The sequence below is a fragment of the Haloarcula sp. HT12 genome (assembly GCF_055271655.1).
Genome location: NZ_JBUXKW010000006.1, coordinates 124,498 through 138,106 on the forward strand (window position 1 = coordinate 124,498; position 13,609 = coordinate 138,106).

Here is a 13,609-nt window from a genome sequence, read left to right on the forward strand (position 1 = left end):
CTTTTTGATCGCAAGATACCTATAGGTAAATGAGGTCTTCTCGCCGCCGGTTTCTCTCGATGTCTGCGGCTGCCCTGACCTTCCCAGTTGCGGGTGGAGCTCAGGTAACTACAGCGGAGCAATCTGATCAGATCACACCATCTAGCCCCGAATCGGACCCCGTCGACCCGGTGATGGCAGAGATCTATGGCGAACTCGAACTCCCACAGGACGACCCGTTCTGGACGTGGGACATTCCCTACTTTTCGGATGATGCCATCATCGAGTACGAGGTCCGGCCGAAAGACGGCGGCCACCTTCCGGACGTGCTGGTCGTGGACGACGATGGACTGGAGAAATACCGGACACAGGTCGCATCGATTCCCCTATACGATACTCAATCACGGGACCTCGGCTGGTTCGGTTCGGTCCCTTGGCCGGTCGTCTATTTCGACAACATCCCGCGAAAGCTAGACCAAGTGCAGTCATGGAATGTGGAAGGGGGGATGGTCGACATTGAGACGTTGGACTGTCTGACCAATTCCCGGCCACGGCGTGATGCGAACGTCATCGCTGGCGGCGACTATCATCTGGTCTTCGACTGGACCGACGAGGTCCTGTCTAGTCCGGGGAGCGAAGATGTGACCGTCGAGGTATCCGCCCGCGTCCGCCGAAACAAGCCGGAGGAAGCGGTAGAAGTAGCTCCAGCGCAGGCCTCCACCCTCTACACGACGGTCGGAGCCGCAGAGTCGCCAGTTGTCGAAGCGATGGTACCCGTCGCTGAAGCAATCTGCAGCCGAGTCCCGGACAAAATGAAAACATTGTCCGTCGCTGATGTGCAGACGGAGGCGCCACGCGCTGTGGAGGCAGTGGCCGTCACACGGATCGTGTTCGCGGTCCTCGACGACAAACTTGGGTATACGCCGACATTCGTCCGGCAGCTGCTAGCTGGTGCATCCACATGGGCACGATGGGGGCGGTCGGTGCTCCCGGTCGTCAACAGCATTGACCATGTGATTAATGATGCATGCCGTGTTGTGGGAGCAGAGCCAGGTGCGTTGACGGATGCCGTGGAAGATCTCCTGCTGAGCCTGGGTATTCTTGTGGCTGACCTGTTACTGGCGAAGTTCGGCTTGGTAAGCCGTGTTGCGTCTTTCGGCGTGAAGCGAGTGCACACGTATTTGCTCGGGATTATCGGTGAAGTGCTGGGACTCAAAGCGTATCTGGTGTTGCTCCGAGAGCTGTACAATCTTCTCGAAATGGGTATTCAGCAGACGCTCCGGAAGATCAAGTCGTTTACCCGCGATATCGAGGAATACGGGTTCCTCACGGATGACGAGGTAGCTACCGTGCAGGAGTTTGAGCAGGAAGAAGATCTTCAGTCGCTTGATTCTGGGTGGGATCTACGGGTGGGACCGTTGAACCCTAGTCCGGAATGTCAGTCGTAAACCGAATTTCCTGACGGAAGTATAGGGCTCCCACTACCGGTACAGTTTTTCCCGGTGCCGGGCCTCGTAGACAACGACCTCGTGCGTGACGATACTGACCACGAACCCGAACGACCTTATGAAGTCCATTCACGACCCGGTGCCGGTTGTCCTGCCGCGCGATGCCGAGTGCGAATGGCTCTCTGCCAGGCCGGACGCTCGAAAGGAGCTGTGTCGCCAGTGTCCGAAGGACGATTTGAACGCCTACGAGATCTCGATGCGGGTCAACCCCAGAAACGACGACCCGCAGATCATCGAGCTGTTGGACTACGAGAAATCAGGGATCGATGAATTCAGTTAGGGGCAGCTGTTGGGGGTCCTCGTTCTTACTGAATTGGCGACGCCGCCGCTGAATCGACGAGCGAGTACTCTCGGTCCCGACTCGTCCCTTCCGCCTCGAGGAGGTTGTACTGCTCCATCTTCGAGAGGTACGTGCGGATAGTCCGTTTCGTCCGCGGATCATCGACTCCCTCGGAATAGCGCTCGTGAATCTCGCTCGGCCCGACCGGCCCGTGCTCGCGAACAATGTCGTAGACGACGCGCTGGTGCGGCGTGAGCGAGTCGAGGCTCTTCTGCTTGATTTGGGCCCGGGCATCCTCGGCGGCGTCGAGGAGAATGTCGTCGGTGATGCGCTCGTGATTCTCGCGATCGGCCTTGCCGGCGGCCGTTCGGAGGATGCCGATTGCGAGGCGGGCGTCGCCGGCGGCCGCGTCGGCGATTCGATATAGCTGGTCGTCGGTGATGATGTCCTCGTCGAGCCCCCACTTCGCCCGCGAACTCAGAATGTCGTACAGCTGCTCGTCGTGGTACTTGTCCATCCGGACGTGTTCGCTGGAGCGCAGCCGGCTCACGAGCCGGTCGTCGACGCGGCTGAACAGCTCCTCTTCCTTGTTCGCGATGCAGATGATCGCGAACTGCGGGAGGCTGTGGAGGTCGTAGATGACGCTGGGGTCTTCGAGCTGGTCGACCTCATCGAGGATGACGACGGTTCGCGGGCCGTCATGCTGCTGGAGGCGATCAACGAGTTCGTCGTGGGGTGTCGACTGGCGGTGGATGTCGATGGTTGCGCCGAGATCGTCGAGGATTTGGTAGAGCGTCCGAAATCGGGTGTAGTTCCGCCAGCAGTTGACGTAGGTCGTTTCGACGTCGAGGACTTCTTCCCGGAGCCGTTCGGTGACGAACTTCGAGATGCAGGTCTTGCCGGCGCCGCTGGGTCCAGTGACGATGGCCGTGTCGGCGGGTTCCCCGTTCGTGATGGGCTCAAGAACGCTGGAGAGGTGGTTGACTTCGGCGTCGCGATGCTCAACTTCCCGAGGGACGAACCCGGCGCGGAGAACGCGAGCATCGCGGATCATCGTTACTTGATAGACTGGTTTTCTGGCTAGTACTAAAAACGTGACCGGGTTGCTTCCGGAATTACCCCATTTGATGGCTTCATTGCCACCTCCATCACGGTGATGTCCGGCGGTTTTGTTTGTGGAAAATTCGTTCTTCCGGAAACTTCCGGAAAGCCTTCTGCTTCTGGAAAGTGCCTCTACTCTGCAACTGGAAGTTGGGATAACCAGGTCAGGATAGTTTGCTCAGCATCGTCGATATCTGAGATCGAGTTCGTCCCACCGAGGAGATTTTTCACACTCTCGCTCGTTACAGCTGGTTCTACAACAGTCGCTTGTTTGGCTTCGGCGACCTGACTACTTCGGGTAACAGACGATCCACTCTCTCCACGCTGACCACAGACGAACTCCACATTATCGACTTCTGCTGGGGCAGCTTCGCGGACGAGCGCTTCGAATAGTGGATCTCCAGGTAGGAGCAGCCGAATCGACGGGAACTGCTCAGCAATCTCTGGGTTGAACGTCACAACAACACCGCTACCCCCTCCAAGCTCTGCCTGAGCTGTCTCTCCGAGCGACTCCGGCATTGCTACTGCATCCTCCTCCGGCAGTTCCAGAACGTATGCATCGTCGACGATATCTTCGAAGTCGTCGGCGCGGTCATGGTTCCGGAGGGCAGTAAACGACCATTCTGTCTCTTCGAGACGGTCGCTTTGCGTAAGCTGTGTCTCGATCGTCTCTAAGCTCACCAACGGTTCATACGACCGATCACCGGTCCCGATCTCATCGAATGCGGGATAGCAATAGGGTTCCCACCCGTCAAGTCCGGAACTCTCGATTATCGCCTCTTTCGTCGATACCTCTTCTGGCTCACCTGCTAGCCCGGTCTCCTCGGCTTTCTCCTGGGCACGTTTTGCCCGTGAGTCCGCTTCTTCGACGACTTGCTCACTTGGCTCTCTGGTGTCATCCGACCCGGAACTACCCATAACGGCGTCTTTGATGTCCTGCTCGATGCTGTTCAGTACCGGACGCATCGGCCCAACCACGTTCTCGAACAGCTGTAACCGTCCCTCCAGTTCCTCGTAGATGTCGCCGTCGATGCTGTCCTTGTAGGCGTAGTTGATGATCTTCACGACCTCGTTCTTCTGGCCAATACGGTCGATTCGACCGATGCGTTGTTCAACCCGCATCGGATTCCACGGCAAATCGAAATTGATCAGCGCATCCGCAGTTTGGAGGTTCAGCCCCTCACTCGCGCTGTCTGTACAGATCAGGATATTGGTATCGCCGTCAGTGAAATCGCGCTTGATCGCCTCTTTACCGACGTTCACCCACTCTCCGGTAGTTTCGTCGTACTGCATCCCGCCACCACCACTGTACGTACCGACGTTTGGATGCGTGTCTGTCAGCGTCTCACGGATATGCTCGAGGGTGTCGTGATACTGCGTGAAGATGATAATGTTATCACGGGCGCTCTGACGGAGTGAGCGAATGTCGCGGCGCAGCTGCGCTACCTTCGGGTCGGTGTGGGCTTGCCTGAGATCGTCCACGAACTCTTGGAGGGCCGTCCGCTCCGCCTGAATCACGTCGGCGGCACCACGACTACTTGGCTGATAGGCGTCGAGGGATGCTTGGCCGATCGCCTCGTCGATGGTCGCTTCCGTCACTCCGGCGTCCCTACTAAGCTCGGAGACCTCCTCGGTCATGTCCTCAACCTTCTCGTCGAGCTTCTCCATCCGGCGCTGGAGGCTCTGCTTGATGGCGTGGAGACTGCTCGTCAGGCGCTGACGATACGTGGTCATCACGAAGCCCAACGCGAGCTTCTCCTTCCCCGTCAGGACTTTCTGCGATTGCTTATACGTCTCATCAATATACTGCTCTACCTGATCGTACAGCGGGGCTGCGTCACCCAGCTCGATACGTTTTGTCTCGACATCCCGAGTCGGAACCGTATCGTCGAGGAGCCCCAGATCCTGACACTGCTCCAAGACCGCTCGAGTATTCCGGAAGATGCGGGACTGAACCGGTGTCGCCCACTGAGAAGCTTCCACAAGTGCGCTCCACTCCGTTGGCCCACAGTCGAAAATGAGCGAGCGAGGGTCGTCAAAGCGAGGGGAGGTTTCGCGCACGCCGACGAGTTTCTCGAGGGCTTTCCGCTGTTGAATTGACTCCGTGTCCGTCGCCTCGACTAGCGCCTTCGCCTGCTCGTCGTAGCCGGGATTCGACGTGAGATGTTCGTGAATGAGTTTCCCGAACCGTTCAATTCTCGGTCGGCCTTCGTCCTCCTCCAGATCGAGCTCTTTCTGGAACTGTTGGAGAACTTGTTGCTGTCCATCGGCTATATTCTGATACCGAGAGCCGACGGTACTGAGGCTATCTTCGAGTGCTTGCCGTGTTTCGAAGAACTCGACGAATCGGTCCTTGTCGTCCCAACCCTCTGGAAGATCGCACAGTCGAAGGAGATCGTAGAGCTCGCCAACATTCAGCTGCATGGGCGTCGCCGTGAGAGCGTAGAGACACCGGGAGGCCTCCTCGGCTTGTCCGAGCAGGTCGTAGAGTTTCGTCTCCTCGCGAGCACTGTGTGCCTCGTCGACGACCGTGAGATCCCACACGTTCTCGTCGGTGCGTGGAGCGACGTGTGCCTGATTACCTTCGCGGCGGGCGGTATGCCACGACTCGATTACGACGGTTGGCTCATCTCTCTCCCTAACGAACGAACCAATCGGCGTGTTCTCCCAGGCATCGGCGTTGACCGCTCCGGATGTGGGGATACGGTGGTCCTCTGCGTCTCCGAGAGGACCGATCATGTAATCACCGTCGTAGGACCGTTCGTGATAGTAGGCGTGGATATTGAAGCGGTCGAGGAGTTCGTTCTGCCACTGCTGAACCAACCCTGCAGGAACCAGAAACAGCGCCTGCTCAGCCTCTCCGACCTGCATCAGCCGTGAGAGGGTCAGGCCTGCTTCGATGGTTTTGCCGAGTCCCACCTCGTCACAGAACAGGAGGTTGTTCGGGTAGATACTGACCGCGGTATCGGAGATCGTTCGCTGATGCGGCCAGGGCGTGACAGTACTGATTTCCTCTGCGAGATGGATTCCTCCCGGTGTCCGTCCGGCAACCGAGACGACGCCAGCGGTATCGTCTTCGGGCACCGTCGTCTGGGGGTCGTGATTCTGGACCCGCTCGACGTGTTCCTCGAGCGTTCCATCGGTGTCCTTCCAGTCGATGAGGTCCTGACGTGCAGCTTCGTCGAGCTCAAAGACATCGACAGAGGGGTGGAAGCCGTTCCAGAGTGCGTTGAACGTCGAGACGTCTTCCTCGACGTACTTCGCTTCGCCGCGGCTCCAGGAGCGATGAACTTTGAAGCGTTCGTAGTTGTACTGCCACGCACTGAGCGTCTCGTTGATACTCCCCTCGAAGCTGATCTTGTTGCCCTCGCGATCGACACCGATGCCGAGCTTCGGGTGGAAGAGTCCGTCACCGCCTTTGGGGTCTCCGACCTTGATTTGGAGGTCGCCGCGGTCGAGGAGGGTCGCGATGATGGTGAGTTGGGACTCAACCCACGGTTCGAGGGGTTCATCTGCGTCAGGGAACATCGCTCCCTTCTCGCGCTTCTGGAGATCGGCTCCAGCGATGACACGTACTGTTCCATCAGTCTCGAGGAGGGAGTCAACCCCTTCGAGAGCGTGCGCCAGACTACGCAGACTCAGATAGCCGGCGAGCCGGTCGTAGCGGATAACCTCGTTGAGGAATGGCCGGTAGAACGTCTCCATGAGCGTCCGGTTGGTCCGGAACTCGCTCTCGTACACCGGCTCCCACGAGACGTCCCTGAGGGTCATTTATTCGAACTCGTTGAGTGCTGCCTGATTATCTTCGTCGTCCTCTCCTCGAACGTTGAGATTGATGTTGCTGATGTCGATATCGAGGTATTCGCCCGTGCGCCCCGAGAGTATATCGCGAAGGGTTTCCGCAGTTTCGTGTTCTTGGGGAAGCACCTCGAGGAGGGCAGTGACGGTGGTCCGGAACCGCTCGTCATTCTTCAGACCACGATCGGATAGCCACTCCCAGGCAGCTTCTGGACCTTTGGTTTCGTAGACGTGGATGGCAGAATGGACTGCATCGATGCCGTGGCTGAAGCGTTCATCAGTCGGGTTCACGGGATATTTGCGGCTGGAGACATCTTCTCCGTTTTCGACACGAACGATGTCCTGTACTCGATTGCTGTGGGTTTTGAGCTGGACATCACCACTGCTTTTCCCCCAGATTTTGGTGTCCCGTTTCACGTCGTCAATGTTGACACCGACGCCGATTCCGAGCTGTCGAGCTTCGTCATAGGGCATCGTGTCTGTTTCGTAAATTAGCCAGGAGAGGACGTACCAGCGCGTCAGCCCGTCAAGATCGTCGAAGCCTTTCGTGTCCAGATACCGCTCGGCGAGAACTTCCGCGACGGCGTCGCGGGCGGCTGAAAGTGCGTCGCGGGGCGGGACTTCCTCCCCCTTCTTATCCACGACGGGGTAGTTATCGGCGAAGACGCGTAGAGTTGGACCGAACGCTGCAATAATCGTGTCCGTCTTGGTGAGGCTCAGACCGGAGTCCAAAAGCTCTCGTGCAGCTTTCTTTGCTTCGGACCGTGTCTCAGATTTCACATCGTCCCAGAGCGTCGCCCCGCCAGTATCCTCCTTCTCGTGCAACGGCTTCCGCCCCGTAAGGAGGATTGTGCTGTCAGCACTCTGGCTCCCGCGCATCACGACGCGGTTTGGCATTTCACTTGTGATCGGGTGTGTCGCGGTAATTGTGAACCCGGCTTCGATGAGCGACATCGACAGCGTATCCCAGGCGTCGGTCTCCTTATGTGTGAACATAATTGTCAGGACGCCGCCGGGCTCAAGAGTCTCGTAGAGTTCAGAGAAGATTTCTGCCATCTTCTCTTCGTAGTCCTCTTTTGCAAGTTGCTTCTTTGACTTCTCACCTTCCAGTCCTTCGAATCTGGAGGTATTCGCAACAGCTTCGTCAGACTTGTTGGTTAGTTCTGAGGTGAAGAACTCGGGGTGGACGTCGCTCAAGTACGCCTTCTGCAAGACGTAGAAGCCATCTGCGAGTTGGGCGTACATGACGCTATCATAGTATGGGGGGTCAACGACTGCAGCTTGGACAGAACCCTCTCCGACTTTCGACGTGAGATCAGCTGCATCCCCACAGTACACCTCTGCTGCGTCTCGGCCCGCAGCCATCTCAACGAGCTGCTCGTAACAGTCGATCACCTTCCGCGAGGTATCTTCGTACCCCATCGTTTCAGAGACTAAATTGTTGTCGCAGAACACTCGACGGAACGAGTAGTTGTGAGACATGAACATATTCGCAGGATATCCTCTTCCTGTGTCCCACGGAGACATTCGAGAGTTCCGATCAATCATCTTACTGGCAGAGATCGTAAGGATCGTCAGGATGGCCTCTGCCTCGCGTGTATCGTATTCCTCACGAATCTCCTCAGCGCATTCTCGAAATGCGTTACAGTACTCGTAATGGGAGACCAGCTGACGCGGATTGAAGATATCTCGCCATTCTTCCATCCCGTAGGTCGCCGGATCAGTGATACGACTACTCACTTCGACCTTTTCGGACAGGAAAGTGAGCAGCTCGAAGTCGGATTCGATACGCTCTTCGGCGCGCTTGAGGGCTTGCTGGTCGAGGTCGTCACCCGCCCGATACCCTGAACCACCACGGGGATCGTCGTACTTGACACCGTAAATCTGGTACTCGAACTCGCCGTTCTTAAGCAGCTCCCGAGTCTCTTCGTACTCGGTAATCACACCACAGTGGGGGCATTCTACGTCCGAGCGCGATACTGTACCCTCCGACGGATCGAAGTCAGTGTTCGAGTTCTCTGTGAGCTCAACGCATTCATACGACACGTCCCCGTTCTCGTAGTGTGGTTTGATCGCGACGCCTTCGCCGGCGCTACGCTTGTGGAGCCACCACTTCGGCATCAACGGGACCGTCCCAGCACAGGACTCACACTGAATGTGGTACGTACAGGCCGATGCCAGCACTTCACGGCCATCCCGCTTCGTAGGGTACAGTTCGTCGAGCTCCTCGCTCGCCTTCTTTTGGATACGGTCGCGCCATTTGTAGAGGTCATCTTCGAGCGATCCGACCTCCGGCGCGTACTCCAACATCACCTTCAGGATCACCGACGGGACGGGATTCAGCTCATTCGCGATGGTGGGCAAGTCGTAGCGGATGGACTCGAAGGGAATCACTCCGCCACCAGCAGTCGCATCTAGAACAGTCGGTAATTCGCCATCCCAGGTGTCTCGCAACGAGGTATGTAGATCTGCCAGCTCGTCTTCGGTCGGAGACTGTGTGAACGGTCTCGGATAGCCGTACCACTCGCCGAGTGTCCCATCACGTTGTCCTTCAGTCGTCTTGCGCTCTTGAACGTACTCGCTGATGTTCTCCTCTAGACCGTTTGGCCCGATCTGCATCAGCGACAGCAGTTCATCCGCACTCGTTCCCTCCTCCATTACCGATCCAAGAATCGCCAGACGGGCCGCAGGGGTGGGGCGGCGAGCGAACCACGGGTGGATGTACCGGTGCGGCGGCATGTGCTTCGGATTCGCTTCCTTGAGATTCTCAATCCCCACTGCCTTCAGGGGAAGTTCGCCCTCGATTGCCAGCGAGGTGTACTCGTCGTCAGATTCAGGTTCGGTCTCGGATGTCGTGTGGGAGTCGCTCATAATATCGAAATCTCGTTAGATGTGGTCGGCGAGCAAAACGCGAAGTGCTTTCGTACCGCTGGGTGAGGACGGCGAGCGAGCCTTAGCGTGCCAGTAGTAGCATTCACCCAGGCTCATCTGGTCGATTCCCTTTGCGACTTCACGGAGACGGTCTCGACGTCGCATCGGCTTCATCGCACGGAACGCGATCGAGAGCCGAACACCGGCCGCTTCGGGAAGACTCACGCTTGCTGGGTCTCCTGTACAGACGGTCTCGGGATCAAGACTCAGCTCCCTGAAGGTGGATTCGATAAGGAAACTCACCTCGTTGAACGCCCCGCCGCGTAACGTCGCGATACGAATCGCACACCAGTCATCCCAATCGTACGCCGCGTCATCTGCCCCGGGGAGTTCGGACGGGGAACGGTCGCCGATAATGGCCTCCTCCAGTTCGCGTACTGAGACGCTTACTGCTTTTTGCGCTCTCTCGAACCGTTCTCGTCGGGCCGTCGCGATATCGCGGGGCGCCAGCTCGTAGAGCGTGATTTCGTGCTGGTCGTCGACCCGATCGCGCGTCAACACGAACGTCGGTCGATTCCCGTACGCGCCGGTAGTGAAGGCGAACGAATTCCCCTCGGCGATCCCCTGACTCATACTTGGGTCACCTCGCTGGATTCGATCAGACGGATTTGCGTGTGCATCGTGACGGTGAACGCGTTGTCGACAGCGAGGAGTTCGTCTAGGGCGTCGAACGTATCGCCATAGAGGCGATCATCGCCCTCGTCGAACTCAATCGCGAACTCGGCTTCAGCGGTACGACCGCCATCCGGATTCGCGAGATCTTCCGGCTCCATATTGAATCGGAGGTGGCTTGCGAAGACCTCCGGGCGTCCATTGAAATCGACTTCGAACTCCGATTTCGAGTCGGCTCCGTCGTTGGCCTCATAATCGAAGTCCATCGTCGTGTCCTCTGCGAAGTCCTCATCGTTGCTGAGTTTGTTCGCAGTGAACCACGCGCCCTTCCACGCATCAGCCCCGTCCAGATGGATCCAGACGCCTTCGACGATGGGCGTCAGTTCGTCAGGGTGTCCGTCGTACTCCTCGCGAGCGCTGGTAAGTTCGTCCGCGATGTCAGCCCGCATTTCCTGCAGGGCCCGAGAGACGTGTGCGGGCTCAGAGGTGCGAACTTCGATGAGTTTACTGAACGGCTCAGGGTCGTCATCGCCACCTGAACCGCCGCCACTACTGCCGCCAGTCTCCTCATCATCGTCAGTAGTCTCGTCCTCTTGCTCTTCGTCTTCGTCGGGTTCCTCCCAGTCGATTTCACTCCCGACGTCGTCGACCAGCTCATCGAGCGAGGTGTAGAGTGTGTGCGACTGCGAGAGCTTCACGTCCTGATAGCTGAGCCCCGCGTGCAGATTCTTCGCGTCGTCGAGCTCGTGATCGGTTGCCGTGAGGGTCGTCTCGGGCGTGTAGTACCCGGTCTTCTGCTCCTCGTCCCAGTAGGCGTACCCGTCTTCACGGACGAGCTGGGCGATCGTCTTTCGCAGTGGGATGGGTGACAGGAGAATCTCAGCATCCTGGCGTTTCCCGAACTGTTCTTCGATTGCTCTCGTCGTCATCGAGGTCGAGCCGACGTTCCAGATCGTCGCCTCGAACCAGTCAACACCGTAGGCGTCCTCTCCTTCGGGGATGATCGCGCCTGCTTCATCGAGCTTCTCGATGACACTCTGATGGATGGTGCTGTCGGTGGTGACGTTCCGATGAGCCAGGCCATCTCCAGTCGGGAAGTAGAGATGTGTATACGCCTTTTTGATGTCTTGATCGAGCGTGCCCTTCGCGCTATCGAGGCGTTCACCGAGCTTGTCCTGCTGTTCGGTGTTGAGCTCGTACTGGTCGCCGAGATTATTCTGGATGTGTTTGATGGCAGCGACGCGCTCTGCGGTCCGCTTCGCGTCGGACACGTCGTTCGCGCTCGCCGCGAGGAAGACGACGTTGTTCTTGAACACCCGTGGCGTCTTCTGTCCGCCACTCGACGATGCTGTATTCTTAAACAGCGTTTGGATTGCCTCGGGGACGGTCTCGTAGTCCGTGATGGTGACCGTATCGAAGTCCATCACGCACAGATGCGCTTCGTCGGCCGTATCCGGGATTTCGTGTGGCTCTTCCGGGCCGACAATCACATTCAGACTACCCTGACCGAGCGCCTCGTCGAGGGCTTCCTCGAGATGCCGACGGGCGAGCCCGTCTTGCAGTTGCTCGACGACGGAATCGATGAGTTTCGTGAGGTTCGGCTCTGACTTGAACTGGATCTTCTCACCGTTGTCTCCGTGCAGGTAGAAACACGCAGACCGACGTCCCTCTCCAAGGAGGTTATTGAGCGCGTCGTCGTAGTGCGCTAGCTCGACTTCGGTGTTGGCAATCGCGTGTCGAAGAGGCCGGCGTGTAGTGCCGCGCCCGTCGGCGCCCTTCACGATGCTTTTCCAGAGGATTGCCGTCGTCAGATGTGTTCCGAGTGGGGGGTGTCCGTTCTTGACCCAATTCCGGTCCTCTTCCTCTGCGTTCGCCGTGCCATCTTCCGAGAAGATGTCGGCTTTGATCGCGGCCTCGAAGTCCATGTCGACCGACGAGAACAGCCGGAGAAGCGTCGAACGAACGTCCCCATCGGAGGGATGCATATCGAACAGACGAACGAAGTGGCGTTCTTGGTAGTCGCTCTGGTGCTGCCAGAGGCGGTAGACTGCGCGGGAGAGGAGCTTGAGCGCACCACGAGTGCGCTGGAACGACGGGAGGGAGTCCAGTTCCTCTGTGAGTGTATCGATGACCGTCGGATGAATCGGGTAGCTGTCTTCGAGGCGGTCTCGATGTTCCGGGTTCGTCGCACTGTCGGGGAAGGAGTCACGATCACCCGTGTAGAGGGACATGTAGGCATCAACAGTTGCATCGCGCCCATCTTCCACGACGCTCTCGAACAAGCGGTGTCGCAGGACAGCGGCAATTTCGTTGTCCTCCGTCGGCGTAATGGAGCCCTCGACACGGTCGCTGATACTGTTGAACTCAGAGATGGTCTCGGAGACGAGACCACGGACGTCTTCGGCTTGGTCGGCGAAGGCGGTGTCCGCGATACTGAGGACAACAGTGACCTTGTCGTTGTTCTGCGTCGCGGACAGCAGCGACATCAGGAAGGTATTCGTCTGCTTCGCGAGCGTCGAATCTCCGATTTCGACAGCGGCAGCTTGCTCGAGATATGCGGCGATCTCGTCGATGAGGATGAGCGATGGATTGTCGTTCCGCTCGAAGAGCCGCTCGAGTTTGGTCGTTCCTGGAGGCGTTCGGTTCTCGTCGTTTTCGCGCAGGAACTCGTAGCCTTCCCGCCCGAACAGCTGGTAGGCCATTTCGCCCCACATGGTCTTCGTCGCGGGGGCGTCAGGGTCGTCGTAGTTCGAGCGAGCGTCCTCGGCGTCGACGTGTGTGCCCACGAAGACGGCTGAGTTGACGTCGAGACCGAGTGCGGCGGCGTCAGTATACTCATCGGCGATGTCTTGGTCGAGGATGAAGTCAGACAGATCGGGGACAGCACTCGGCGATTCTGCGAGGTGATACGCGGCGATCTGGTTGTGGGTTTTCCCGCCACCGAAGCTCGTGTCGAGTCGGAGAATGCCGTTCGTACCGGTGTAGTCGTCGTTATGTGCGCCGACGAAACGGGTTGCGAGACGAGTGAGAAGCTCCTGCAGACCGCTAGTGGGGTAGGTTTTCTCGAAGAAGAGTCGAGGGTCAGCGTAGACATTAGGAGCGTCGTCGCTGTGGGCGACGTCTGCGAGGCTAGCCGCGAATTGGTCCTCGGCGAGTTCGCCGGTGAGAACGTCCTGGCGAGGTTCGCAAGAGTCGAAAATACTCGGCGGTCGATTCGTCGTGCCGGTGGTTGTGGGCGTATCGCTCATTCGTTTGTAGAGGTAGTTTCGTTGGCGCGTTCTTTGAGGAGCGTCTTGATTACTGAATCGAGGGACGTGTGGTCTTCCTCGTCCTTGATCTCCTCTAGCTGTTCTTTCGTCCAGTCCTGTACCCGTATCATCGGCATAATTGTATCACGAAA

7 protein-coding genes and 1 pseudogene are annotated in these 13,609 nt (G+C 58.0%); 2 read left to right on the top strand and 6 right to left on the bottom strand.

From position 1 onward, the window contains the following. Positions 1-173: 173 nt before the first annotated feature. Both ACY9XZ_RS20090 and ACY9XZ_RS20095 read left to right on the top strand, forming a co-directional pair. The gene (locus ACY9XZ_RS20090; RefSeq protein WP_463458757.1) at positions 174-1,427 is read left to right on the top strand and encodes a hypothetical protein; all 1,254 of its coding nucleotides are present in this window, start codon (positions 174-176) and stop codon (positions 1,425-1,427) included. A gap of 73 nt (positions 1,428-1,500) precedes the next feature. Beyond that, positions 1,501-1,767, top strand: a pseudogene (locus ACY9XZ_RS20095) (SOS response-associated peptidase family protein); the annotation flags it as partial. 25 nt (positions 1,768-1,792) lie between these two features. On the opposite strand, the gene ACY9XZ_RS20100 reads toward ACY9XZ_RS20095, so the two are convergent. The 6 genes from ACY9XZ_RS20100 to ACY9XZ_RS20125 all read right to left on the bottom strand — a co-directional run bounded on the left by ACY9XZ_RS20100 (position 1,793) and on the right by ACY9XZ_RS20125 (position 13,588). Next, on the bottom strand, positions 1,793-2,821 hold the full coding sequence (locus ACY9XZ_RS20100; RefSeq protein WP_463458758.1) for a Cdc6/Cdc18 family protein: 1,029 nt from the start codon (positions 2,819-2,821) through the stop codon (positions 1,793-1,795). Between the two features lie 179 nt (positions 2,822-3,000). Continuing rightward, positions 3,001-6,639 carry a DEAD/DEAH box helicase gene (locus tag ACY9XZ_RS20105; protein WP_463458759.1) on the bottom strand — a complete coding sequence of 1,213 codons (3,639 nt, stop codon included), beginning with the start codon at positions 6,637-6,639 and terminating at the stop codon, positions 3,001-3,003. After that, positions 6,640-9,537 (bottom strand): DUF1156 domain-containing protein, encoded by a 2,898-nt coding sequence (locus ACY9XZ_RS20110; protein WP_463458760.1) that lies wholly within the window; start codon positions 9,535-9,537, stop codon positions 6,640-6,642. A 15-nt stretch (positions 9,538-9,552) separates the two neighbouring features. Further along, positions 9,553-10,170, bottom strand: a complete 618-nt coding sequence (locus ACY9XZ_RS20115; RefSeq protein WP_463458761.1) for a DUF7680 family protein — start codon at positions 10,168-10,170, stop codon at positions 9,553-9,555. Beyond that, positions 10,167-13,457: an ATP-binding protein gene (locus ACY9XZ_RS20120; protein ID WP_463458762.1), complete on the bottom strand. Its 3,291-nt coding sequence runs from the start codon at positions 13,455-13,457 to the stop codon at positions 10,167-10,169. Before ACY9XZ_RS20120 ends, ACY9XZ_RS20115 begins: the two co-directional genes overlap by 4 nt. Then, positions 13,454-13,588, bottom strand: a complete 135-nt coding sequence (locus ACY9XZ_RS20125; protein ID WP_006169676.1) for a hypothetical protein — start codon at positions 13,586-13,588, stop codon at positions 13,454-13,456. The genes ACY9XZ_RS20120 and ACY9XZ_RS20125 overlap by 4 nt, the downstream gene beginning before the upstream one ends. Between the last annotated feature and the right edge of the window lie 21 nt (positions 13,589-13,609).

Coding starts and splice junctions, on each gene's coding strand:
- ACY9XZ_RS20110 (WP_463458760.1), bottom strand. CDS start 9,537: ATGAGCGACTCCCACACGACATCCGAGACCGAACCTGAATCTGACGAC.
- ACY9XZ_RS20090 (WP_463458757.1), top strand. CDS start 174: ATGGCAGAGATCTATGGCGAACTCGAACTCCCACAGGACGACCCGTTC.
- ACY9XZ_RS20105 (WP_463458759.1), bottom strand. CDS start 6,639: ATGACCCTCAGGGACGTCTCGTGGGAGCCGGTGTACGAGAGCGAGTTC.
- ACY9XZ_RS20115 (WP_463458761.1), bottom strand. CDS start 10,170: ATGAGTCAGGGGATCGCCGAGGGGAATTCGTTCGCCTTCACTACCGGC.
- ACY9XZ_RS20100 (WP_463458758.1), bottom strand. CDS start 2,821: ATGATCCGCGATGCTCGCGTTCTCCGCGCCGGGTTCGTCCCTCGGGAA.
- ACY9XZ_RS20120 (WP_463458762.1), bottom strand. CDS start 13,457: ATGAGCGATACGCCCACAACCACCGGCACGACGAATCGACCGCCGAGT.
- ACY9XZ_RS20125 (WP_006169676.1), bottom strand. CDS start 13,588: ATGATACGGGTACAGGACTGGACGAAAGAACAGCTAGAGGAGATCAAG.